The 24273-nt window shown below is 62.9% G+C and carries 16 protein-coding genes and 3 pseudogenes; 10 read left to right on the top strand and 9 right to left on the bottom strand.

Annotation, left to right across the window (positions count from 1 at the left end; genetic code table 11):
- Window positions 1-3: 3 nt before the first annotated feature.
- The 8 genes and pseudogenes from ACQ86E_RS25135 to ACQ86E_RS25100 all read right to left on the bottom strand — a co-directional run bounded on the left by ACQ86E_RS25135 (window position 4) and on the right by ACQ86E_RS25100 (window position 8224).
- Window positions 4-1986, bottom strand: coding sequence for a heme lyase CcmF/NrfE family subunit (locus ACQ86E_RS25135; RefSeq protein WP_431202270.1), 1983 nt, complete (start codon window positions 1984-1986; stop codon window positions 4-6).
- Window positions 1983-2492 carry a cytochrome c maturation protein CcmE gene (gene ccmE, locus ACQ86E_RS25130; protein ID WP_431202269.1) on the bottom strand — a complete coding sequence of 170 codons (510 nt, stop codon included), beginning with the start codon at window positions 2490-2492 and terminating at the stop codon, window positions 1983-1985. Before ccmE ends, ACQ86E_RS25135 begins: the two co-directional genes overlap by 4 nt.
- Window positions 2493-2529: 37 nt before the next feature.
- Window positions 2530-3639: a c-type cytochrome biogenesis protein CcmI gene (ccmI, locus tag ACQ86E_RS25125; protein WP_431202268.1), complete on the bottom strand. Its 1110-nt coding sequence runs from the start codon at window positions 3637-3639 to the stop codon at window positions 2530-2532.
- A gap of 131 nt (window positions 3640-3770) precedes the next feature.
- Window positions 3771-4040 (bottom strand): hypothetical protein, encoded by a 270-nt coding sequence (locus ACQ86E_RS25120; RefSeq protein ID WP_431202267.1) that lies wholly within the window; start codon window positions 4038-4040, stop codon window positions 3771-3773.
- Between the two features lie 99 nt (window positions 4041-4139).
- Window positions 4140-5543, bottom strand: a complete 1404-nt coding sequence (locus ACQ86E_RS25115) for a hypothetical protein (RefSeq protein WP_431202266.1) — start codon at window positions 5541-5543, stop codon at window positions 4140-4142.
- 159 nt (window positions 5544-5702) lie between these two features.
- Window positions 5703-7080, bottom strand: a pseudogene (locus ACQ86E_RS25110) (ATP-binding protein).
- Between the two features lie 91 nt (window positions 7081-7171).
- Window positions 7172-7846 carry a response regulator transcription factor gene (locus tag ACQ86E_RS25105; RefSeq protein ID WP_431202265.1) on the bottom strand — a complete coding sequence of 225 codons (675 nt, stop codon included), beginning with the start codon at window positions 7844-7846 and terminating at the stop codon, window positions 7172-7174.
- A gap of 222 nt (window positions 7847-8068) precedes the next feature.
- The gene (locus tag ACQ86E_RS25100) at window positions 8069-8224 is read right to left on the bottom strand and encodes a hypothetical protein (protein ID WP_015687353.1); all 156 of its coding nucleotides are present in this window, start codon (window positions 8222-8224) and stop codon (window positions 8069-8071) included.
- Window positions 8225-8423: 199 nt separating this feature from the next.
- Between ACQ86E_RS25100 and ACQ86E_RS25095 the strand changes: the two genes are divergently transcribed.
- The 10 genes and pseudogenes from ACQ86E_RS25095 to ACQ86E_RS25050 all read left to right on the top strand — a co-directional run.
- On the top strand, window positions 8424-9410 hold the full coding sequence (locus tag ACQ86E_RS25095) for a Ku protein (RefSeq protein ID WP_431202264.1): 987 nt from the start codon (window positions 8424-8426) through the stop codon (window positions 9408-9410).
- Between the two features lie 58 nt (window positions 9411-9468).
- A complete protein-coding gene (locus ACQ86E_RS25090) occupies window positions 9469-9711 on the top strand; it encodes a hypothetical protein (RefSeq protein ID WP_431202263.1) in 243 nt (80 codons plus the stop codon).
- A 119-nt stretch (window positions 9712-9830) separates the two neighbouring features.
- Window positions 9831-10010, top strand: coding sequence for a hypothetical protein (locus tag ACQ86E_RS25085; protein WP_431202262.1), 180 nt, complete (start codon window positions 9831-9833; stop codon window positions 10008-10010).
- Window positions 10011-10234: 224 nt separating this feature from the next.
- Window positions 10235-10399 (top strand): Flp family type IVb pilin, encoded by a 165-nt coding sequence (locus ACQ86E_RS25080; RefSeq protein WP_431206555.1) that lies wholly within the window; start codon window positions 10235-10237, stop codon window positions 10397-10399.
- A gap of 135 nt (window positions 10400-10534) precedes the next feature.
- Window positions 10535-12073 carry a thymidine phosphorylase family protein gene (locus ACQ86E_RS25075; RefSeq protein ID WP_431202261.1) on the top strand — a complete coding sequence of 513 codons (1539 nt, stop codon included), beginning with the start codon at window positions 10535-10537 and terminating at the stop codon, window positions 12071-12073.
- Complete coding sequence (locus ACQ86E_RS25070) at window positions 12070-12990, top strand: ribose-phosphate diphosphokinase (RefSeq protein ID WP_431202260.1); 921 nt, start codon at window positions 12070-12072, stop codon at window positions 12988-12990. Before ACQ86E_RS25075 ends, ACQ86E_RS25070 begins: the two co-directional genes overlap by 4 nt.
- Window positions 12987-14582, top strand: a complete 1596-nt coding sequence (locus ACQ86E_RS25065; RefSeq protein ID WP_431202259.1) for an MBL fold metallo-hydrolase — start codon at window positions 12987-12989, stop codon at window positions 14580-14582. Before ACQ86E_RS25070 ends, ACQ86E_RS25065 begins: the two co-directional genes overlap by 4 nt.
- Before the next feature lie 1104 nt (window positions 14583-15686).
- Window positions 15687-17636: a site-specific DNA-methyltransferase gene (locus ACQ86E_RS25060; RefSeq protein WP_431202258.1), complete on the top strand. Its 1950-nt coding sequence runs from the start codon at window positions 15687-15689 to the stop codon at window positions 17634-17636.
- A 2-nt stretch (window positions 17637-17638) separates the two neighbouring features.
- A complete protein-coding gene (locus tag ACQ86E_RS25055) occupies window positions 17639-20344 on the top strand; it encodes a DEAD/DEAH box helicase family protein (protein WP_431202257.1) in 2706 nt (901 codons plus the stop codon).
- A 588-nt stretch (window positions 20345-20932) separates the two neighbouring features.
- Window positions 20933-22579: pseudogene (locus ACQ86E_RS25050) on the top strand (thiamine pyrophosphate-requiring protein); the annotation flags it as partial.
- Between the two features lie 13 nt (window positions 22580-22592).
- Here ACQ86E_RS25050 and ACQ86E_RS25045 read toward each other — a convergent pair.
- A pseudogene (locus ACQ86E_RS25045) lies at window positions 22593-24178 on the bottom strand (MDR family MFS transporter).
- Between the last annotated feature and the right edge of the window lie 95 nt (window positions 24179-24273).

Here is a 24273-nt window from a genome sequence, read left to right as displayed (position 1 = left end):
GGCTCACTCCGCCGGCTGGAGGCGTTGCTTGCCCCGCGCCGGCTTCGGCGCGCCGACCCGCAAGCGCCGGTCGGACAGCGACAGCACGCCGCCGAACGCCATCAGCACCGGTCCCCACCAGATCAGCAGCACCAGCGGCTTGTGATAGATGCGCACCGCAATGGCGCCCTCCGCGTTTGCGTCGCCGAGCGAGACGTAGAGCTGGCTTGCGCCGCGCGTCAGCAGCGCGGCCTCGGTCGTCGAGGAGCCGCGCGTGGTGAAACTGCGCTTGGAGGGCGTCATGACGCTGACCGTCTCGCCGTCGCGACTGACATTGAACTCGGCGATCATCTCGCGGAAGTTTGGCCCCTGACGCTGAAACAGGCCGTCCAGCTTGAGATCGTAGCCGGCGACATGGGCGACGTCGTTCTGCTTCATCGTCGCGATATATTCGCTGTTCCAGGTGGTCTCGCAGACGATCCCGATCAGCGCGACGCCGAGGCCGGCATGCGCGAACGCCGTGCCCCAGGCCGAGCGCGGCAGGCCGCGGGCGCGGTGCAGCGCCGTTCCGAACGGAAGCCGCACGAGACCGGTCCGCTCGACGAGATCGGTGACGGCACCGGCGATGACGAAGACGCCAAGCCCGATTGCGAGCGGCGCGAGCGCGCTGCCGCCGCGCGTCCAGGCCCAGACAATGGCGATTACAACGAGGCCGGCAACGCCAGCCGCGAGCAGGCGCTGGGTGACGCCAAGCAGATCGCCGCGCTTCCACGCCAGCATCGGCCCGAACGGCACCGCCAGCAGCAGCAGCGTGAACAGCGGGGCGAAAGTGAGATTGTAGAAGGGCGCGCCGACCGACATCTTGAAATCGGCCAGCAGTTCCATCGCCAACGGATAGAGCGTGCCGAACAGCACGACCGCGCAGGCCACCGTGAGCAGCAGATTGTTCAGCACCAGCGCGCCTTCGCGCGAGATCGGCGCGAACAGGCCGCCCTGCTTCAACGAGGTCGCACGGGCCGCGAACAGCGACAGGCTGCCGCCGATGAACAGGCACAGGATCAACAGGATGAACACGCCGCGAGTCGGATCGGTGGCGAAGGCGTGCACGGACGTGATGACACCCGAGCGCACCAGGAAAGTGCCGAGCAGCGACAGCGAGAAGGTCAGGATCGACAGCAGGTTGGTCCAGACCTTCAGCGCGTTGCGCTTCTCCATCACCAGCGCCGAGTGCAGCAGCGCGGTGCCGGCCAGCCACGGCATCAGCGAGGCGTTCTCGACCGGATCCCAGAACCACCAGCCGCCCCAGCCGAGTTCGTAATAGGCCCAGTAGGAGCCCATCGCGATGCCGAGGGTGAGGAATATCCAGGCCACCAGCGTCCACGGCCGCACCCAGCGCGCCCAGGCCGCGTCGATGCGGCCTTCCATCAGCGCCGCGATGGCGAAGGAGAACGAGATCGAGAAGCCGACATAACCGAGATAGAGCATCGGCGGATGCACCGCGAGGCCGATGTCCTGGAGCACCGGATTGAGATCGCGTCCCTCGATCGGCGGGTTGACGATGCGCAGGAACGGATTGGAGGTCACCAGGATGAAGAGATAGAAGGCGCTGGCGATCCAGGCCTGCACGGCCAGCACATGCGCACGCAGCGACAGCGGCAGATTGTTGCCGAAGGCCGCAACCAGGCCTCCGAAGAGCGCCAGGATCGCCACCCACAGCAGCATCGAGCCTTCATGGTTTCCCCACACGCCGGTGATCTTGTAGAGCAGCGGCTTCATCGAGTGGGAGTTCTCGTAGACGTTGGCGACGGAGAAATCCGAGTTCACGTGCAACGTCACGAGCGCGATGAACGAGGCGCCGACGAACAGCAGTTGCGCCAGTGCGGTCGAGCGCGCCACGTTCATCAGCGCGGCATCGCGCAAGCGGGCGCCGATCAGCGGCACGACCGACTGGATCAGCGCCAGGGCAAGCGCCAGCACCAGCGCGTAATGTCCGGATTCAGCGATCACCGCACTGCTCCCTGCGAATTGCCCTGCGCCGTCGTTGCCGCCGGCTTGACGTTATCAGAAGCCTTGGCGCCGTAGTCGTCCTTCCAGTGCCCCTGCTTCTTCAGGGCGTCGGCGACGTCCTTGGGCATGTAGGTTTCGTCATGCTTGGCGAGCACGGTATCGGCCTTGAACACGCCGTTGGCATCGAGCGCGCCTTCGGCGACCACGCCCTGCCCTTCGCGGAACAGATCCGGCAGGATGCCCTTGTAGGCGACGGGCAGCTTTGCGCCGCCATCGGCGACCTCGAATGTCACCGCAAGATTGTCGCCGCGCTGGAGCGAGCCGGGCTGCACCAGCCCGCCGAGGCGAAAGCGCTTGCCGGGCTCGACGTGCTTCTCGGCCACCATGGTCGGGGTCGAGAAGAACACGATGGAGTCGCGCAACGCGTTGAGCACCAGCGCGGCCGCGAGGGCGAGCACGGCGAGCGAGCCGCCGATGATGGTCATCCGTCGCTGCTTGCGCGTCATGGCGTATCCGTTCCCTGCTGGTCTCGTCGCAGCATCGTCATCCGTCGAGCCCGAGCGTCTTGAGGCCTTCGTTGAGCTGGCGCAGTCGCGCGGCGTCATTGGCAACAGCCTGGCGGGCATCGCTCGACGCGACCGATGCCTTGTCGCGATCTCCCATCACGAGATAGGCGCGCACAAGGCGCAGCCAACCCTCGACATCGTCGCCGTTCTGCTTGAGGCGCGTGGCGAGGCGCTCGACCATGCCGCGGACCATCGCGTTCCGATCGCCCTCGTTCATGTCCTTCGAAGCGGCAACGGTCTCATCCGACAGCGCCGGCATCGCGCCGCCCCCGACCCGCACCAGCGAGGACTGCACCAGGGAACGCCACGGCGCATCCTCCGGCGCCTTCGCCAGCAGCGCGCGCCAGATGTTGGCGGCATCGTCCTTGCGGCCGTCCTGCTCGGCGGCAAGGCCGAGGAAATAGTTCGCCTTGGGATCGTCGGCGTTGAGCGCATGTGCACGCTCGAATTCGCCCTTGGCTTCGGCGGTCACCACACCGTTTGCGGCGGCTGCGATGGCTTCGCCGAGATCGGAGCGGCGCTCGGCGCTCTCGCCATTGTAGGTGAGCGAGTTGCGATAGGCGCGCACCGCATCGTCGAAGCGGCCGAGCCGTTGCAGCACCGGCGCGAGCACGTTCCAGCCGCGTCCGTCGGTCGGATTCTTTTCCAGATGTTGCTCGACCTGCACGACGAGGTTCTCGAGCGACTGCGCCATGCCCGACCCTGATCCGCGCTCCCGCTGCGCCAGCGGAAAGTCCTGAAGCCTGGGCGAGCCGAGCGGCATGTAGACGCCGACCGCGACGAGCGGCAGGCCGGCGAGCGCCAGCACGGCCGCCGCACGGCGCCATTTGAGACTCGACGTCGGCGCCTGCGCAGCCTCTGTGCCGGCCGCGGCAAGCAGCCTGCGGCTGATCTCGACGCGCGCGGCCTCCGCTTCGGGCGCGGCGATCAACCCGGCAGCAAGATCACGCTCTACCTCGGCCAGTTGGTCCTTGTAGACCGCAACCTCGCTGCCCTGATTTTGCGCGCGGCCGCTGCGGCCGAGCGGCAAGAGCACGGCGAAAATCGCCGCGACCGTCATCAGCGCGAACACGAACCATAGCGTCATCTGGCAAGCTTCCGGTAGCGCGCCACCCGCGCCCACAGGTGGCTTTACACCACGGCCGGATGATGCGGCAATTGACAATTGTCAATTCGCCGCGACCAAACGCAGTCCCGAAACGGTGATAATCCAACGGCTTAGCCGATCTCGAAGTCCACACTTTGCGCGGCGTCCTCGCCGTGACCGTTGATGGCCTTCAGGAAGTACGTTCCCGGCGCAATTGCGTCCGGCAATCTGATGCGCAGCGCCCCGACGGGAACGGGGGATGCAACCCTGGTAATCGTCTCAGGTAATTGCCGACCGCTTGCCTTCTCGACCAGCACCACCTTCGCCCCGGTCATCAGCCGTTGATATTTGGCAACAATGACGCGGTTTTCAATTTCGATGGAGCTGATAAGGGGTTTCATGCGCCCACAGATAGAAATTCCAGAACTTGCACGGAGACCGTAGGGCCAGCCACCGGTATGGTCAACCAGAAATTGTGATCACGAAAATATGCGCTTAAATCAACCTGCCCGCGACGATTTGCGCTCGACTGTCGCCGCGTTCTCCGCGGCGCGGCTCATCAGCGAGGCGTAATCATCGCCGAACAGCACCTGGCAGAAGCGGATCGCGGCCTGCACCTGCTGCTGCCGATAGGTGCGGATCTTGAGATCGGCGGCGCGCAGCGACTGCACCAGCTGCTCGGTCGACCTTTCTACATATTGCTGGAGGTCGGAATAGGTGCGCAGCGTTACCTCGTTGATCGCAAGCTCGCTCGCGTAGTTGCGGCAAGTCGCGACGAAATCGATCAGCGCGACGGTTTCCTCGACCTCGGTGCTGTCGATCCGCGCCCCCGGCGGAATCTCCTTCTCGGGGCGCTGGCGCAGGAGACGGCGCACACGGCCGGGAACACTGTCGATCTCCGACTGCAGCGCGTTGGAAATGTCGGCCCGGATCGAGGTCAACTGCTTGCCCCAAGGGGAATCGTTGCGCAGGTCGAGTTCCGTGCGCAGGCCGCGCACACCGTCGTGCAGCGTCTTGAGGTTGTCGGCAACGTTGTCGAAATGGCCGCGTTTGATGTCCATGCGCAGGATCGCGGCCACGCAGGACAGATCGTGCAGGGCGATCGTGACAGCGGCGCCATAGGGCGTTGCCGCGACGCGGATCTCGTCGTCGGACGCCGCAATCTTGATGGCGAGGCGGATGATCTGCCACGGCGCGGTCATGCGCTGCACCACCATCGACAGCGCGAATGGCAGCATCTGCGGCGTCTGGAGCACGGGAATATTGAGCGTGGCCGTCACCGACGCGATCTGGGCATCGCCGAAGGCGCGCAGCGAGCGTGGCAGCTTCTCGTTCAGGGTGGCGATGGCTTCCCGGACCTGAAGGACCTCGCCGATCGAATAGAGGTCCTCGATCACATTGGGCGGACCGACACGGGCGAGCGCGCGCGACTTGTCGCCGCCGCCCGGTCCCGTCAGTTGGAAGATGGCGTCGGCGGCCACCGCCTGGAGTTTCAGCGTCAGGGCCTCGACCTGGCCGGCACTGTCGGCAACCGGCATGCGCGCCAGCGCCGCCTCGAATTCGCTGACCTTGTCCGGCGCGCCGTCGCGGCCGAGCCATTGCCAGATCGGGTGCAGCGATGAGCGGCGGATCTGGCCGACCCGGATCGGTGCGCCTGCCTCGACCAGGAACGGTTCCAGCACCTGGAACAGCAGCCGCGACAAATCGTCCGTACGCGGCGGCGGGGCTTCCTCGGCTTCCGTCTTGCGGACGATCTTGCGCAATTGCTCGAGTACGAGGGTCGCAACAGCCGTGTCCTGGCCGCGTTCGAGCGCGCGCTCGAACTCCCGCAGCAGCAGCGCCTGCGCCTGCGGCGGGAGCTGCGCGAGATATTCCCTCAGCCGCTCGGTCGATGTCTGGCTCATGCGCCCGGATAATGCATGGTAAAATGGCAGACGTAGGTGCGTCCGGCGCGATCATAGGTGGGACCCACTTAAGAAGCCGTTTAGGAAGTTGCTGCGAATGCCTCCGGTTTCCCGCCGATCGGACTCGCGCAAGCGAAATAGTCACGTCGGAACAAAGGATTATATTCCAGGCAGCACCAGCTCCGCCCGCAGTCCCCCGATTGGCGCGCCACTGAGCGAGAGGCTGCCGCCATAGAGCGCGGCAAGGTCGGTTACGATCGACAGCCCCAGCCCCGAGCCGGGCTTCGACTCGTCGAGCCGCTGGCCGCGCCGCGACACCTGGGCCCGTTCCGCCTCCGACAGGCCGCGCCCATCGTCGTCGACGATGATCCGCAGGCGCGGGCCGGCCCCCGCCTGCTGCGTCGCCTCTACCAAAACCTCGATGAAGACCCGCGTGGCGGCCCATTTGCAGGCGTTGTCGACGAGATTGCCGACCATCTCCTCCAGATCCTGCCGCTCGCCGCGGAATTTGGCGGACGGATCGGCCCTGGCCTCGACCGCGATGCCGCGATCGCGATGGATCTTCTCCATGGTCCGCCGCAGGGCCTCGATGGCGGGCGCAACCTCCGTCACGGTTCCGACCACCGAGACGCGCGCCGCAATACGGGCGCGGCTCGAGATGATGGGCGAGCTGGCTGCGCATCACGTCCGCCTGCTCCATGACCTTGGCCGCGAAGGGATCGGCGCCGTGTGCGCCGGCCTCGTTGACGATCACCGAGAGCGGCGTCTTGATCGCATGGGCGAGATTGCCGACATGGGTACGAGCACGCTCGACGATCTCGCGATTGGCGTCGATCAACGCATTTGTCTCGCGCGCCAGCGGCGCGATTTCGACCGGGAATTCGCCTTCGAGCCGCTCCGCCCGCCCGGAGCGGATGTCGGCGATGGATTCCGAGATGCGCTTGAGCGGCGCAAGGCCGAAGCGGACCTGGAACACCGTGGTCAGCAGCAGCACGATGCCGAGCGCCGTGAAGGTGCCGCCGAGATAGTAATCGAAACTCCGCGTCTCGTCGAAGATCTCGGTGTCATCACCGGCGACGCTGACCAGATATTTGCCGTCCGCGCCGAGATCGACAGGACGCTCGACCATGCGCAGGTTTTGCCCCTCGGGCCCGTCGACATAGGCGAGGCGAATGCCGGCGGCGGTGAGCTCGGTGCCCTGCTCCTCCAGTTTCGGCAGCTTCTTGTCCCAGAGCGAGCGCGAGGAGCGTACCTCCGGCTTCTCGGTATCGGTGCGGGTGATCTGCCAGTACCAGCCTGAGAGCGGCAGCTCGAACAGGGGCTCGCCGAGCGACTGGAACTGGCGGTCCGGCGGCTCGTCGGGGGTCGCGACCTCGGCGATGAGCGTGCGCAGATAGAGATTGAGCCGGCGGTCGAACGCGCGCTCGGTGGCGTTCTTGTAGACCGACGACAACACCACCCCCGTGATGGCCAGGATCACCACGAGCCAGGCCGTCGCCGACAGGAACAGGCGATTGGCGAGCGAGCTGGCGGGCATCGGAATGATCCCGGAAGCGCGAGGTGGCAGGGCGTCGGTGGTCATGACGCGACCAAGGCCCCTGTTCGATCGCCCGTCAAGTCCGGACGCTTCAGGCGCCCGGCGCGGCCGGCGGGGTCAGGAGATAGCCGAGACCACGGACGGTCTGGATGATATCGACATCGAGCTTCTTGCGGATGCGGCCGACGAAGACCTCAATCGTATTGGAGTCGCGGTCGAAATCCTGGTCGTAGAGATGCTCGACCAGCTCGGTGCGGGACACGACGCGGCCCGAATGGTGCATCAAATAGGCCAGAAGCCGATATTCATGCGAGGTCATCTTGACGGGATTGCCGGAGACGCTGACGCGGCCCGTCCTGGTGTCGAGGGTAACAGGGCCGCAGCTGAGCTCGCTCTGGGCATGGCCGGCCGAGCGGCGCAGCAGGGCGCGGATGCGCGCCAGCACCTCCTCCAGGTGGAACGGCTTTGCGACGTAATCGTCGGCGCCGGCGTCGAAGCCCTGCACCTTGTCGCTCCAGCGGTCGCGCGCGGTGAGGATCAGGACCGGCATGGTGCGGCCATTGCGGCGCCAGGCCTCCAGCACCGAGATGCCGTCCTTCTTGGGCAGGCCGATGTCGAGCACGACTGCATCGTAGGGCTCGTTGTCGCCGAGAAAATGCCCCTCCTCCCCGTCGAAGGCACGATCGACGACGTAACCGGCGTCGCTCAGCGCCTTGGTGAGCTGGCGATTGAGATCGGGGTCATCCTCAACGACGAGCAGGCGCACGCTTCTCTCCAGAAATAGGCCGCATGAACACCGCCAGAGATGAGCAATTCCGGCGTGAACTGAATATGAACGATGGGAACCGGCCGCGTTACTTTTTGGTTATATAAGACTCTCAACGCGACTACGCCCGCCAGGCCGGCGGACGAACCGGCGGCATGGCGGGCGCAGAGTGCCGCTTACCGCGGCGAGTTGGAAGGTCCGCCCTTCCCGTCGATGCGGCCGTCAGGTTCGAAAGAACACGAACCAGATGACGGCGAGGATCAGGATGGCGAGCCCGGTCGAGATGGCGAGCAGGGCTGCCACCGACGGCCCGGGTTCGCCCGCGCGCGCTTCGGTCGCAGTCTCGACGATCTGATGCTGGTCTCGCGTGGTTGCCATGGTGACCTCAATTTCTGGCGATTACGGTGGCAACGCATGATGGGATGCGATGTTCCGGCTCTCATTCGGCGATCAGACAGCAACCATGCGCCCGGCGGCCGGTTAACGCAGTTGCAAGATTCCGCACCGTGCCGTGTATGCTTCGGTGTTCCACGATGGTATTCTCGTAAGTCTGTCCCTGTTGCGTTTGGAGTAGCCCATGGCCCCCCGCGCCAATTGGAAGGGTTTTCTGCGTCTGTCGCTCGTGACCTGCCCGGTCGCGCTGTATCCGGCCACTTCGGATACGGAGAAGGTGTCGTTCAACCAGATCAACCGCAAGACCGGCCACCGGATCAAATACCTCAAGGTCGACGCCGAGACCGGCGACGAGGTGACCTCCGAGGACATCGTCAAGGGCTACAAGGTCGACACCGACACCTATATCGAAGTCACCAAGGACGAGCTCGACGACATCGCGCTGGACTCGACGCACACGATCGAGATCGACGAATTCGTGCCGAAGACCGACATCGACAGCCGTTACCTGATCCGTCCCTATTATCTCGTACCGGACGGCAAGGTCGGCCACGACGCCTTCGCGGTGATCCGCGAGACCATCCGCAGCATGGACAAGGTCGCGATCGGCCGCGTGGTGCTGACCAACCGCGAGCACATCATCGCGCTGGAGCCGCTGGAGAGCGGCCTGATGGGCACCCTGCTGCGCTATCCCTACGAAGTCCGCAGCGAGAAGGACTATTTCGACGACATCCAGGACGTGAAGCTGACCAAGGACATGCTCGACCTTGCCAAGCACATCGTCGAGAAGAAGTCCGGCACGTTCGAGCCCGAGCTGTTCGAGGACCATTACGAGACCGCGCTGATCGATCTCATCAACAAGAAGCGCGCGGGCGCACCGATCGCAGCAAAGGCGGCGCCGAAGAGCAGCGGCAACGTCATCAACCTGATGGACGCGCTGAAGAAGAGCCTCGCGAGCGAGAAGGACGTCGCGCCCGCGGCCAAGGTCGCCAAGGAGGCCGCCAAGGGCAAGACGCCGAAGAAGCGCGTCGAGGGCCAGCGCGAGATGCTGCTGCCGATCGCCGGCAAGGGCGGCAAGACAGCAGCAGCCAAGGACGCGACGCCCAAGGAAGCTTCCAGGAAGGCCGACAAGCCGGCGCGCACGACGGCGCGGGCGAAGAAGGCCGGGTAGACGCATCGCGGCTGCCAGCGCGCCGTGATGTCTCCCCTCGCCGATCGGCCGGCCTGACATGCCCTGGTCGACGGCATTCGACGATCCCGTTCAGATCGGCGGCAAGCGCAGACTGCTGACGCTGCAGCAGGCGGCGGACTACATCATGCATCTGCCCGAGGACGCGCAGCACGAAGCCCACTGGCAGACCGCGATCGAGACCCTGATCCGTGCGGCCGAGACCGGTGGCGGCTGGCTGATGTTCGCCCGCATTGCGATGTTGCGGGCCCTGAATGCGGACGGACGGCACGGTGGTCAATAGGCTCAACAATCGGTTAAGCGGGCCGGACAAGGGTATTCCTACGGGAAACAAAATTAACCGCCGATTGCCGTTGCGCAGAACATGGTCGAACTCGCCGATCGAACCAGGATTTGCACTCCGTGCAGCAGGACGTCAGAAAGAACTACATCAGCATCGTGAACGACGCGCCGGCGAACGAGCAGGCCGCGGACATTGTGGCGCGGTCGCGGCCGGGCACGGTGAAGGATCTGGTCGATCGCCTCGCAGGCGCGCTGAAGCGACGTCTCCATGGCGCGGCGAGCCCCACGGTCCGTCGCTGACGGGCTTAGAAAGCACGTCATCATGCCCGTTCCGCGATGGCCGGCCAATTTGAATCCATTTGGATCGTTCGATGGAACTCAAATTTAATGAGTGCCATCGTATGAGGCGAAGGCGCGCATCTGCGGGCTCGATTGTTTTGGCGCGCCGTAAAACTCTATTCGATCAATTTACCGGTTCGAAAACGACGCGGCCATGGATTGGGCCGGATGAACAGGAGTGGGCAATGCGTTTGATGAGGTCTTTCCTTGCCGATGAGACTGGCGCCACCGCCATCGAGTACGGCCTGATCGCCGCCGGCATTGCGCTTGCCATCGTGACCGTCGTGAACAACACGGGCAGCGCGCTCCTCAACAACAAATTCAACTCGATCAGTACGTCGCTGAAGTAGCGGCAGCCGGGATTTGAGCGAGCCTGGGAGTTCGCTTCGCGGCGGCCCCGCGGACCGCGGAATCATGATCTGCGTCAAGCGTTTCGCGACGGAGGCGGTCTAGCATCGACTCAGCCCTCCTCGTCGGCGCGGTCCATGCATCCAGATCCCCATCGTCCCCAATTGAAGATTCGCCGCGTTCGCCTCGACACCGGCCGCGAGAACGTCGTCGTCATTTCGAGGCGATCGAAGGCGCTGCGCGCCGAGATCTTTCGCGGCTTCAGCCGCGTCGAGCTCCGCCTCAACGGCAAGGTGCTGCTGGCGACGCTGCTGATCACCGATGACGACACGCTGACGGCCCATGACGAGATCGGGCTCTCCGAACCCGCGTTCCACCGTTTCGCCGAACCGGTCGGCACGCTGGTCGCGGTCACACCCGCCTCTTCTCCCGAGAGCCTCGAAGCGGTGCGCGCCAAAATCCGCGGCCGCACATTGAGCGAGGCCGAGATCGGCGCGATCATCAACGACCTCGCACATTATCGCTACTCCGACATGGAGATCGCCGCCTTCCTGATCGGATCGGCGAGCTTCATTACCAGCGACGAGCTCCTGGCCCTCACCGGCGCGATGGCGCAGGTCGGCACGCAATTGACGTGGCCGGATCCGATCGTCGTCGACAAGCACTGCATTGGCGGCATCCCGGGCAATCGCACCTCGATGGTGGTGGTGCCGATCGTCGCCGCGCATGGCCTGCCGATCCCCAAGACTTCCTCGCGCGCCATCACCTCGCCCGCCGGCACCGCCGACACGATGGAGGTTCTGGCGCGCGTCAATGTCGGCGTCGAGGAGATGAAGGCGATCGTCTCGGCGTGCAACGGCTGCCTGATCTGGGGCGGGCACGTGAATTTGTCGCCGGCCGACGACGTCCTGATCTCGGTCGAGCGTCCCCTGAGCCTCGATACCCGCGAGCAGATGGTCGCCTCCATCATGTCGAAGAAGATCGCGGCGGGCTCGACGCATTTGTTGATCGACATTCCGGTCGGGCCGACCGCGAAGGTCACCAGCGCCGTCGACGCGATGCGGCTGCGCAAGCTGTTCGAATTCGTCGGCGACCGGTTCGGCCGCACGGTCGAGGTGATCACGACCGACGGCCGCCAGCCGATCGGCAACGGCATCGGGCCCGTGCTTGAGGCCAATGACGTCATGGCGGTGCTCGGCAACGATCCGGACGCACCGCGCGATCTGCGCGAGAAATCGCTGCGGCTCGCCGCCCATCTGCTGGAATACGATCCGAAACTGCGCGGCGGCGCCGGCTATGCGCGGGCGCGCGAACTGCTGGACAGCGGCGCGGCGCTGAAGCAGATGCAGAAGATCATCGACGCGCAGGGTCCCTCGACATGCAGCACCGAACTGGGCTCGCTCAGCTTCGACGTCAAGGCTGCGAGCGACGGCGTGGTGACTGCAATCGACTGCCTGCGCCTCAATCGCCTCGCCCGGACCGCCGGCGCGCCGCTCGACAAGGGCGCGGGCATCCGCCTGTTCAAGAAGATCGGCGACCGGGTCGAGCAAGGCGAGCCGCTCTATCGTGTCTACACCTTCGATCGCCCCGAGCATGATCTGGCTGCCTCTGCCGCCGCAGAGCAGACCGGCTACATCGTCAACGGTCACGAGGCCCTCCAGGGCACAGCGCCGTGAGCACGATCTCGTTTCAGACCCTTCCTTTCGGGACCGATGCGGCCAGGCGCCTCGCGGCGCGGCTTGGCCTTACCTGCGATGAGATCGCGCTGCACCGCTTTCCGGATGGCGAGCTGCGCGTCGCGGTCGCCCCAGTTGCAGACACCACCATCCTCTACGCCTCGCTCGATCACCCCAACGACAAGCTGATCGCCCTGTTGTTCGCCGCGGAGGCACTGCGCCGCGGCGGCGCGAAGCGGCTGGTGCTGGTCGCGCCCTATCTCTGCTATATGCGCCAGGACATCGCGTTTCATGCAGGCGAGGCCATCAGCCAGCACGCCATCGGCTCGCTGCTTGCGACGATCGTGGACCGCATCGTCACCGTGGATGCCCACCTGCATCGCACCCCCGACATCAGCGCTGTCTTTCCCGGCATCGAGGCCGCGAACCTGTCCGCAATGCCGGCGATTGCCGACACGCTGGCCGCGGCCGGCATCGACCCCGCAACAATCGTCATCGGCCCCGATGCCGAGTCCGAGCCATGGGTGAAGGACCTCGCGGGGCGGCTGGGCCTGCAGCATACGGTCGCGCGGAAGTTGCGGCGCGGTGATCGCTCCGTCGATATCCATTTTGCCGATGCCGCCCTGCTGGCAGCGCGGCCGGCGCTGATGACCGACGACATCGTCTCCTCCGGAACCACCCTGATGGTCGCGGCGAAGGCGCTCAAAGCGTTGGGCGCGACCAGCGTCGACGCGGTCATAACCCACGCGCTGTTTCCGCCTCCGATGGTCGCAGCCTTCGCCGACGCCGGCATCCGCTCCATTCGTTCGACCGACAGCGTGCCGCATCCCATCAACGCGATCGCGCTCGACGAAACCCTCGCGGCCGCCCTGCGGTCCGAGTTGAGCAAAACACATTCGCCGGAGGCGACGACATGAGCATCACCGTCCGATTTTGCGGCGCCGCCCGCACCGTGACCGGCTCGAGCTATCTGTTCCAGACAACAAACGGCCGCTTCCTGGTCGATTGCGGCCTGTTCCAGGGACAGAAGACGCTCAAGGAGCTCAACTACGGCGCCTTCCCGTTCCGCCCCGCCGACATCGACGCCGTGTTGCTGACGCACGCACACATCGACCACAGCGGATTGCTGCCGAAGCTCGTGCGCGCGGGATTCGAGGGACCGATCCTGGCCACGCGGGGCACCATCGACCTCTGCTCCTATATGCTGCCCGATGCCGGCGGCATCCAGGAGTCGGAAGTCGCGCAACTCAACCGGCGCAACACGGCGCGCGGCCGCAAGGAAGTGCAGCCGATCTACACGCAGGCCGACGCGATCGCCACGCTGCAATCGTTCCGTCCCGTCGACTACGAACGCTGGACCGACGTGATCCCGGGCGTCCGCGCCCGCTACTGGAATGCCGGCCACCTGCTCGGCTCCGCCTCGATCGAGCTCGAAATCGCCGAGCCGGGGTCGCCGCGTCCGTTGCGCGTGCTGCTGTCCGGCGACGTCGGGCCGGAGGCCAAGCTGCTCCAGCCCGATCCCGAAGCCCCCTCCGACCTCGACTATGTCATCTCGGAATCGACCTATGGCGACCGGCTGCGTGCCGCCACGACACCCGCTCTCCGCAGGCAGCACCTCGCTGCCGAGGTGCGCGATGCGGCGGCCGCCGGCGGCGCCCTGCTAATGCCCGCCTTCGCGGTCGAGCGCACCCAGGAGCTGATCGTCGATCTGGTCGAGCTGATGGAGCACGGCCAGATTCCGACGGCGCCGATCTTCCTCGACTCTCCGCTCGCGATCCGCGCCACCGAAGTGTTCCGCCGGAATGCGGCGAGCCTCGACCCGACCGTCGATGCCGAACGCCTGCTCAATTCGCCGCATCTCAAATTCACCGAGACGCCGGAGGAGAGCAAGGCGATCATGCGGCTGTCCGGATTTCACATCATCATCGCGGCGAGCGGCATGTGCGACGCCGGCCGCATCCGCCATCATCTGAAGCGCTGGCTATGGAACGCGCATGCGACGGTGTTGCTTGCGGGCTTCCAGGCCAATGGCACGCTCGGCCGCTTCCTTCAGAACGGCACCAAGGCGGTGCGGATCCAGGGCGAGGAAATCAAGGTCGCGGCGCGGATCCGCATGATCGACGAATATTCCGGCCATGCCGACGGCGCCGGAATGGCAGGCTGGATCGCGGCACGGCGCCCGATCGCCCGGGGGCTGTTCCTGGTCCACGGCGAGGAGGACGCCATCGCCGGGCTCGCCGAGCGCGTCGCCGAACGCATCATTCCTGCGGCCAAGATCTACCAACCGGTTCTCGATGACATCTACGAACTCACCGCAGCCGAACCACGCCTGCTCGATGTCGATCACCGACGGCGGCTCGCACCGGAGGCCGTGACCCATCTCGACTGGCACAATGACATGTCGCAACTGGTGCTCGACATCAACGACAAGGTTGGCGCGGCGGCCGACGACCGCGCCCGCGGCGTCATCATCCGGAGGCTGCGGCGCGCGCTGGAGGAGAAGGCATAGTGGACGCTGGACGGCATTTGGCGGCCTAGCCTCTCCCGATCTCGTCATTGCGAGCGCAGCGAAGCAATCCAGAATCCCTCCGCGGAAACACTCTGGATTGCGTCGCTGCGCTCGCAATGACGGAGGTTGGGACGACATCGCTCACTAAAACGCGTTTTCACTTGCAGACGCACCTTCGCGACCTCGCGGCTTGTTTCGCCCGAGCTTTGATTCGTTACGTCGCCCTCGTGAAAACAAGGGCGCAGGGAAGGCCGGGCGCCGGTGGCACCCGCAGTCCCGCGTGTGCTGGAGAACGCGCACGGGGTGGACGACAGGTGTGCCGGTCGCCCGGCCTTCCCTGCGCGGATGGTTTTAACGGTGTCCTTCGTGCTCTCCTCGGGGAGCGATGCACTATTGCCCCCGTCGCCCTTGCGGATGACTGATGCGCGCACCGGTTGGCCGCCACATCACCGCAGGACTTGACGCACAGACCCCGGGCGTCAGGACCACACGACTTCTCCGTCCGCGCACGTTCCCGCCCGCATCCTCGACGACTGGCGTGCGCTCGCCGTCGAGGCCGAACAGGAACGCTGTCAGCGCCGTGTCGTACCGCGCAGGCGGCTGCTCACGGGATCTCCGCCCTGCAACCAACCTCGCGCGCCGACGCCGTCGCGGCCACCGCCTCCCTGCCCGCGTCTCGTGACGATCGCGAAACGCCCCTTGTGGCGGGCTGGGATGCGTCAATTTATACGGCAAACCAGAATTTCTGTAAATACGAATCTTTTGGCGACAGCCCGTTGACCTAGCATTCGTTGTTTTGCCTCTCGGGCACCCCAAGGGATCGTAGATGGATGGAGCGGGAGCGAAATCCGGGAGGCATGTGAACAGATGGAATGTTCCTTGATTCGCTTCGCCTAATCTGGGACTTGCGAATAACCTACATCTTCGGCAAGCAGACCATGCCTCCGCGCGTCAAAATCGCCAACGCATCAGTGAGTTGAACCTCGCCCACCCAGACGTCCGATCTAGCTTTGATAGCCGCCCGCGCGTAGAAAACGCTGAGAACAACCTCTTCCGCCCCCCACAGTGTTGCCCCACTTAGGCGTCATCTGCCAGGAAACTCCGATGAGCGAAGCAGAACGAATCGACGATACCTCACCCGATATGAAGGCCGATTTGCTAGCGCGCCTAAAAAGCGTAGTACCTGAGGTATTTTCCGACGGCGAGCTAGATGTCGAGCGCCTTGCAGAGCTAGCAGGCAACGCAGTAGCCACCGGGCCAGAGCGATACGGACTGGCTTGGCCAGGCAAGCGCGACGCTATCGCGATGCTACAAGCACCATCGCGGGCAACCTTGGTTCCGGAACGCGACCAAAGCGTGAATTTTGATGACGCACAACACGTTTTCATCGAAGGCGAGAACCTTGAGGTCCTGAAACTCATCTATAGGTCCTACTTTGGTCGCGTGAAGCTGATCTATATCGACCCTCCCTACAACACCCGCAACGACTTCATATATCGCGACAATTTTGCGGATCCGCTCGCCTCTTACCTCCGTCAAACCGGTCAGATGACTGAAACTGGCGACATGACGACGAGTGCCCCTGAACGATCCGGACGACTTCATTCCAATTGGCTATCAATGATGTATCCGCGCCTATCGATGGCGCGACAGATGCTTCGAGAGGATGGATTCATTGTTGTCAGCATAGACGATGCCGAACAACCAAATTTACGTCGATTGATGGATGATGCATTCGGAGAAGAGAATTTCATTGCAACACTCGTCTACGACAGAAATCGAAAGAACGATGCCAAGCTCTTTTCGATTGGCCACGAATATATGTTGGTCTATGCGCGGAATGCGGCCTTTCTTAAAGAAATCCGCGCACAGCTTAGAGCGCCGAAGGAAGGCGTTGAGGAGGTTCGTGCGGAATTTGATAGACTTCGAAAAGAATACAACGATGATTGGGGCAAAGTGCGCGATGGCATATTAGCCTTCTATAAGACATTTGGCGAAGATGATCCTCGGCAACCACTCGCACGTTTCCGAAAAGTGGATGAAGCAGGACCTTACCGAACGGACGGCGATATCAGCTGGCCAGGCGGCGGCGGTCCACGCTACGACGTACCACATCCCTATACAAAGAAGCCGTGCAAGGTGCCTAAACGCGGCTGGGTTTATGCCACCTACGATCGCATGGAGCAGGAGATCGCCAAAGACTTAGTTGTCTTTGGCGAAGATGAGACCAGCATCCCAAGCCTTCGTCGAAACCTGTTCGAGAAAGACGATCAGGTCATGAAGAGCGTCATCTTCAGCTACGCGCAGACTGCATCTCAACAGTTCGACGCGCTATTCGGCGACAAGAAGGTATTTGATAATCCGAAGAGCTACTCTGACTTAGAACGACTCGTTTCCTATTTGTCCGAACCTGGCGATTACGTCATGGATTTCTTTGCGGGGAGCAACACATCGTTTCACGGTCTAATTAGAGCAGACAAGGAAGCATGCCCAAATAGACGAATGATCTCCGTTCAATTTCCCGAGCCCATACGGCCGGGCTCTGAGGTGAGCAATACCGCTCTGGCCATGGGCTTCAAGACGATTGCAGACATATCGCGTGAGCGAGCACGCTTAGCTATCCAGAACGAAGCTACAGAAGACAAAGCGTTAGGCTTCCGAGCCTTCCGACTTACTTCAACAAACATTCGCCGCTGGCCCGGAATCAAAAACACGGTTCTAGAAGAATACCTCCAACAGATCGATGCCTTCTCTGACACGTTGATCCCCGGCTGGAAGGCGGAAGACGTGGTTTGGGAAGTCGCACTGCGCGAGGGATTCCCGCTGACGGCGGCCATCACTCAAATCGCAGACGCGAAGTTGCCCTTGTTGTGGCGCGTGCGCGACGACGAACGAGGCAAGTCGTTTACGATCTGCCTAGCCGATCATTTAGACCTTGAGATGATGACGGCGCTCAACCTGTCCAAGTCCGATATATTCGTATGCCGCGACATAGCAATTAGCGACACCGTTGCGGCTAACTTGGCGCTTCAATGCACATTGAAGGTACTTTAAGGATGGAGTTCCGTTTCGACGCTACGCAGCAATTCCAACTTGATGCCATTGCGGCCGTTGTCGGCTTACTTGACGGGCAAGGGCATATCGGCGCGACATTGCTGCCCGCCGCAGGCTTCACTGTCGTACCTAACCGCCTTGACCTTGGCGATGATGCGCTGCTCGAAAATCTGCACAAAGTGCAGAATGAGAACCGCCTCGCGTCCGACGCCTCACTTAGCGTGATCAATCAGGCGATCGAACTATATGAAGGTGACGGGTTCGCTCGATTCCCAAATTTTTCAATTGAGATGGAGACCGGGACCGGGAAGACCTACGTTTATCTCCGCACGATCCTTTCACTGGCCTGCAAATATGGACTGACCAAGTTCATTATCGTAGTCCCATCAGTCGCCGTGCGCGAAGGCGTATTGAAGACCATCCAGCAAACAAAGAATCACTTCGCCACGCTACCCAGCTTGCCGCCCTTTCACCATTCCGTCTATGCGGCCCAGCCGGGGCAGATTCGAAACTTCGCCGGGTCGAACGCGGTAGAAATTATGATTATGACCATCGATGCGTTCTCGCGGGAGCAAAACGTTATCCGCAAGCCGCTCGAAGGCAACGCGCCGGTCATCCATCTGTTGCAAGCTGTGAGGCCAGTACTAATCTTGGACGAACCGCAGAACATGGAGAGCGAAGGCCGCATTGCGGCGCTCGCGGCACTGAACCCGCTTTTCGCGTTGCGCTACAGCGCAACTCACCGCAACCGCCATAACCTAGTTTATCGCCTCACACCTTACGACGCCTACCGTCAGAACTTGGTCAAACAAATTGAGGTCGGCGCGGCTATCGAAGAGGAGAACGCCAATCTTCCTTATCTGCGGCTTGATCGAATCGAGACAACTAAAAGTATTCTTACTGCTCAAGTCACGGCCGATGTTCAGGCCAAATCCGGTAAGATTGATCGCAAGGCGATCAAACTCAAGCAAGGCGACAAGCTCTGGGAGAAAGCCAAGCGCGTCGAATACGACGGATATGAGGTTTCCGAAATCAACTTCCAAACGGGCTTTGTTCGCTTCACTAACAATGTCGAAGTCGCGACGGGCGGAGAAATTGGAAGTCAGAAGGACGCCATCCTGGAAGCGCAAATTCGCTTCACGGTGGAACGCCATTTGCAAAAGCAAAGGCGCATCAGGGACATGGGCTTCAATGTCAAGGTTCTGTCGTTGTTTTTCGTAGATCGCGTCGAAAGCTTCCGAGACGAGAACGGAGTGGCGCGGCGACTCTTCGTCAAAGCATTCGATGACGCAAAGAAGACCTACCCCGAGTGGCGTGACAAGACTGCCGAAGAAGTTCAAGCATCCTACTTTGCATCAACAACGAACAAGAAGGGCATTGTTACCGTCGTCGACAAGCACACGCCTACGAATGAAAAGGACAAGGCTGCACAGGCACGCGAATTCGACCTGATTATGCGCAGTAAAGAGCAATTGTTATCTTTCGATGAGCCTGTGGCGTTTATTTTTTCGCACTCGGCTCTGAAGGAGGGATGGGATAATCCGAATGTATTTCAAATTTGCACACTTCGCGAGGTGGGTAGCGAGACCGAACGTCGACAGCAAGTTGGCCGCGGCGTACGACTTCCCGTCGATGCCGCGACCGGCGAACGTATCCATGATCACCGCGTCAACATTCTCACCGTAAGCGCCAGCGAGAGCTACGAGCGCTTCGTCAGTGGCCTTCAGGCCGAAATTGAAAAAGAATATGGGAAGGATGGCATGCCGCCAAAGCCGGGCAATGCCAGAGCAAAAGTTAACCTCCGGCTTCGCAAGGCTTATTTGCTAAAGCCTGAATTCCAAGAGCTCTGGGATAAAATCAAGCATCGTACGCGCTATGCCGTTACCATCGACAGCGCAAAACTCATCGCAGATGTTGTGGGTGACATGGGAGACATCAGGGTCCGGCGCCCGCGCGTCGTGGTTCAGCTTGCTGGCGTCAACGCCAAGAAGGGCGAGGACTTGTTCGAAGCTATCCGACTTGCCGATGCGAGCGTAGCCATCGATCTTGAGGGCCGCTATCCTATCCCAAACATCGTTTCCATCATCGAGAACTTGATGGAATCTACCTCCCCACCCATGCGCATTGGCCGAAAGACTGTCCTTTCCATCCTTAGGAACGCTCCTGAGCCTAGGGCAATGCTGGACAATCCTCATGAATTCGCCAGCGCTTTGACCCGGGTTATCAAAACAAGGCTTGCCGATCAGCTTGTTGGTGGCATCAAATATCAGCGCGACGGCACTTGGTATGAGCAAACGCAATTCGATGACCTCATCGAGGCCTTTGAGGCCAACGTCGTCAGAAGTGATCCAAACTCGTTTGCTGGCGGAACGCATATCTACGACGGCGTGGAGGTCGATTCGGAGACAATCGAACGTCCCTTCGCCGAAGCGCTGGAGAAGGATGCTCGAGTAAAGCTCTATGTGAAACTTCCCGGTTGGTTTTCGGTTCCAACACCGATCGGCGGTTACACTCCTGATTGGGCTATCGTCATGGAAACAACCGAGGGGCAAGACCGACTCTATCTTGTCCGCGAAACAAAGGGATCCACTGATCCCGACCAATTGAGGCCGGATGAACGGCGCAAGATCGAATGCGGGAAGAAGCATTTCAATGACGCGTTGGGGGTCAATTACGACGTGATCACTTCCGTAGCGGAACTCCCCTAAGATGACTCATGCACAGATCAGCTTCACCCCGGAGAGAGTGCTGCTATCATCCGTTGAGCCAAATTGGTTGGAAGGAAGCAGATGAGAAGTGCAGCGCTCTTGGCTCTCAGCCTCATGATTGTTGGCGCCTGGTCCTTGGATGGCGCAAGAGGGCAGACTGCCACTCCACCGGTGTCGCTTGCTCCGCCCAAAGCATCGCCACAAGCCGGCGCCAGAACTTCCCCGACCGCGTCCAACAGGGTGGCGTCTCCATCGGCGACCACGGGACTTCCGTCAGCGCCGAATCCAGCCGTCGACTACGATGGATCGAGCATTGTCGAAGACAATGACACGCCCAATCAGTCGACCCGCCCCACGAGATCACGCACCCAACCCGGTCTGGACGCAAGTGGTACGGCGTCGCAGCAATTGATCGATCAAGAAGATGAGGCTTTGAAACGCAAGCTGACCATCTGCCAAAGCTGCAAGTAGCGGCTGAACGTTCGCAGTGCATAGCTGACCAACGGCCGCCCTCACGTGCCCGCGCTTTACGCCTCTCCAATTTCCTGATCCTCTCTCCCCAACCGCCGGACCAACCGGCCTCGCCAGGAGAGAGACGCCATGAAGCTCGGCACCGCCATTGCGGAAATCATGAAGCGTGAGGGGATCGAGATCCTCTGCGGCTATCCCGTCAATCATCTGATCGAGCACGCGGCGAAGGCCGATATCCGCCCCGTCATGGTGCGGCAGGAGCGCGTCGGCGTGCACATGGCGGACGCGATCTCGCGGGTGACGTCGGGGCGCACGATCGGCGCGTTCTGCATGCAGCATGGACCCGGCGCGGAGAATGCGATGGGCGGTGTCGCGCAGTGCTTCGGCGAATCCGTGCCCGTGCTGGTGCTGCCGATGGGCTATCAGCGAAGGCTGGCGCATATCGAGCCGAACTTCAATTCCAGCGAGGCGATGAAGCCGTTCTCGAAATCGTCCGAGCCGATCATCCTCGCCGCCGAAGTCACCAACATCTTCCGCCGCGCCTTCACCAAGTTGAAGAACGGCCGCGGCGGGCCCGTCATCGTCGAGATTCCCGCCGACATGTGGAACGAGGAGGTGCCGGAGCCGCTGAACTACACGCCGGTGCTGCGCACCCGCTACGGCGCCGACCCTGTTCATGTGAAGGAGGCCGCCAACCTGCTGGTCAACGCCAGGCGGCCGGTGATCTATGCCGGTCAGGGCGTGCATTACGCGCAGGCCTGGCCGCAATTGAAACGGCTGGCGGAGCGGCTGGCTATCCCCGTCACCACCAGTCTCGGCGGCAAATCGTCGTTCCCGGAAACGCATCCGCTCTCGCTCGGCTCCGGTGGCCTCGCGGTGCCGCGCGCGGTGCCGAAATTCCTCGCCGATGCCGACGTCATCTTCGGCATCGGCTGCTCCTTCACCGAGACGAGCTTCGGCATCGCGATGCCGAAGGGCAAGACGATCATCCATTCCACGCTCGATCCGAACCATCTCAACAAGGATGTCGAGGCGCAGATCGGCCTCGTCGGCGACGCCGGCCTCGTGCTGGATGCGCTGCTGGAGGAGATCGGCAAGACCGTCACCGCGGACCGCGACGCCTCGGCGGTTGCGGCGGAGATCGCCGCCTCGCACGAGGAATGGCTGGCGAAATGGATGCCCAAGCTGACCAGCAACGACGCGCCGCTCAGCCCCTATCGCGTGCTGTGGGACCTGCAACAGACCGTGGACGTCGAGAACACCATCATCACCCATGATGCCGGCAGCCCGCGCGACCAGCTCTCGCCGTTCTGGAAGGCGGTCGCTCCACTTTCCTATCTCGGCTGGGGCAAGACCACGCAATTGGGTTACGGCCTTGGACTCGCGATGGGCGCAAAGCTGGCCAAACCCGACAAGCTCTGCATCAATGTCTGGGGCGATGCGGCGATCGGCTTCACGGGCATGGATTTCGAGACGGCGGTGCGCGAGCGCATCCCGATCATGTCGATCCTGCTCAACAATTTCTCGATGGCGATCGAGTTGAAGGTGATGCCGATCTCGACCGAAAAATATCGCTCGACCGACATCTCCGGCGACTATGCCGCGATGGCGCTCGCCTTCGGCGGCTATGGCGAGCGCGTGACCAGGCCCGAGGACATCATCCCCGCGATCAAGCGCGGCATCCAGAAGACCAGGGAAGGCGTACCGGTGCTGCTGGAGTTCATCACCAGCAAGGAGACCGAGGTATCGCGCCCGGGCACGTGAGCCGGAGCGTCCCCTACTCCGCCATCTCAACCGGAGGCGTCGCTGCGGCGGGACCGGCGAGCGGCCGTTCCTCCATCATGATCAGGCAGAGCGAGGCGGTGGCCATCAGCGCCGTGGCGGCACCGAAGACGTAGCGGAAGGCGTGCCGCATGTCGTCGGCGGGAATCGCGACGCTGCCTGCGGCGTGATGCTCGCCGGCGAGCGGAACGTCGGCGCCGAGCGCGATCAACAGGATCGCCGCGAAGGCCGCCACCGTGAACGAGGACATCAGGGAGCGGAAGAAGTTCATCGCGCCGGTGATGGTGCCGACCTGCGGACGCGCGACGGAGTTCTGCAGCGAGACCACGCAGACCGGGAAGGTCGTGCCGAGGCCGAGCGCGAACGCGGCCATCAGCGTCAGCAGCCCCACAGCGGCAAGGTGGTGAGCGTCAGGCCGAGCGCGCAGAGCGCAGCCCACGACGTGCCGACGATGGCGACGCGCTTGTAGTGTTTGGCACGGGCCATGGTGCGGCCGGCGACGGCCGCGCCGATGGTCGAGACCGCCGCGAGCGGGATCAGCGCAAGGCCCGCCTCGCTTGCACTCAGATGGTAGACCGACTCGTAATAGAGCGGCAGCTGCACGGTGAGGCCCGTGATTGCACCGAGGCCGCAGCCGCCGGCGGTCAGTGCGAACGGCGCGACCTTTCCGGTCAGCAGCTTCAAGGGCAGGAACGGCTCGTCGGCGCGACGCGCGTGCCAGACGAAGCTGACCGCGAGCGCGACGGCACCGCCGACCATCGCAAGCACGGTCGGCGAGAGCCACGGATAGCGCGTGCCGCCCCAAGTCAGCACCAGCATGAAGACGACGGCGGAGGCCATCAGCAGGACGCCGCCGACCCAGTCGACCTTGCGCTTGCGGTGGAACACCGGGATCTTCTTCATCTTTGGCAGCAACATCACGATCGCTGCGGCAGCGAGCGGCAGGTTGATCCAGAAGATCATCGACCAGTGCAGATGCTCGGCGAAGACGCCGCCGATCACAGGGCCGAGGATGCCGCCGACCATCCAGACGCTGGAGAAATAGGCCTGGTACTGGCCGCGCTCACGCGGGCTCACGACGTCGGAGATCACGGTCTGCACCACCGGCATGATGCCGCCGCCGCCAAGACCCTGCAGGCCGCGCGCCAGGATCAGCATCGGCATGTTCGGCGCGATCGCGCACAGCACCGAGCCCGCCACGAACAGGCTGAGCGAGATGATGATCATGGCCTTGCGGCCATAGATGTCGCTGAGCGTCCCGAACACCGGCGCGACCGCGGTCGAGGCGAGCAGATAGGCGGTGATCACCCAGGAAAGATTGGAGACGTCGTTGAACTGGCGGCCGATGGTCGGCAGCGCGGTCGCGACGATGGTCTGGTCGAGGGCGGCCAGGAACATCGTCAGCATCAGGCTGATGACGATGGTGCGGACCTCGTCCTGCGACAGCGGCGCCGGCGGCGCGAGCGAGGGAGCGTCGTCGATGCGCAGCACCTCGCCTGGAAGGCGGGACAGCTCTTCGGCGATCTCGTCCGGCAATGTCTGGAGGTCGGCAGAACTGCTCTGCCGGTCGAACTTGTTCATCTCGATCGGAAGCCGTGAGGCGGCGCAACGCCGCGAAGGATTCGTTCTATCGAGACAATGTAGACAGCAAAGTTCTTCTCAGGCAGGCACCGCGG

The sequence above is a fragment of the Bradyrhizobium betae genome, assembly GCF_050632175.1.
In the GTDB taxonomy this organism is placed as follows: Bacteria; Pseudomonadota; Alphaproteobacteria; order Rhizobiales; family Xanthobacteraceae; genus Bradyrhizobium; species Bradyrhizobium betae_B.
The sequence above is the reverse complement of the archived record's forward strand: the minus strand, read 5'-3'. Positions and strand labels throughout refer to the sequence as shown.

What these genes read in the sequence shown, in the direction of transcription:
- ACQ86E_RS25060 (WP_431202258.1), top strand. Translation starts at nt 15,687, where the DNA reads ATGAGCGAAGCAGAACGAATCGACGATACCTCACCCGATATGAAGGCC.
- ACQ86E_RS25090 (WP_431202263.1), top strand. Translation starts at nt 9,469, where the DNA reads ATGCCCTGGTCGACGGCATTCGACGATCCCGTTCAGATCGGCGGCAAG.
- ACQ86E_RS25065 (WP_431202259.1), top strand. Translation starts at nt 12,987, where the DNA reads ATGAGCATCACCGTCCGATTTTGCGGCGCCGCCCGCACCGTGACCGGC.
- ACQ86E_RS25100 (WP_015687353.1), bottom strand. Translation starts at nt 8,224, where the DNA reads ATGGCAACCACGCGAGACCAGCATCAGATCGTCGAGACTGCGACCGAA.
- ccmE (WP_431202269.1), bottom strand. Translation starts at nt 2,492, where the DNA reads ATGACGCGCAAGCAGCGACGGATGACCATCATCGGCGGCTCGCTCGCC.
- ACQ86E_RS25115 (WP_431202266.1), bottom strand. Translation starts at nt 5,543, where the DNA reads ATGAGCCAGACATCGACCGAGCGGCTGAGGGAATATCTCGCGCAGCTC.
- ccmI (WP_431202268.1), bottom strand. Translation starts at nt 3,639, where the DNA reads ATGACGCTATGGTTCGTGTTCGCGCTGATGACGGTCGCGGCGATTTTC.
- ACQ86E_RS25095 (WP_431202264.1), top strand. Translation starts at nt 8,424, where the DNA reads ATGGCCCCCCGCGCCAATTGGAAGGGTTTTCTGCGTCTGTCGCTCGTG.
- ACQ86E_RS25080 (WP_431206555.1), top strand. Translation starts at nt 10,235, where the DNA reads ATGCGTTTGATGAGGTCTTTCCTTGCCGATGAGACTGGCGCCACCGCC.
- ACQ86E_RS25075 (WP_431202261.1), top strand. Translation starts at nt 10,535, where the DNA reads ATGCATCCAGATCCCCATCGTCCCCAATTGAAGATTCGCCGCGTTCGC.
- ACQ86E_RS25055 (WP_431202257.1), top strand. Translation starts at nt 17,639, where the DNA reads ATGGAGTTCCGTTTCGACGCTACGCAGCAATTCCAACTTGATGCCATT.
- ACQ86E_RS25120 (WP_431202267.1), bottom strand. Translation starts at nt 4,040, where the DNA reads ATGAAACCCCTTATCAGCTCCATCGAAATTGAAAACCGCGTCATTGTT.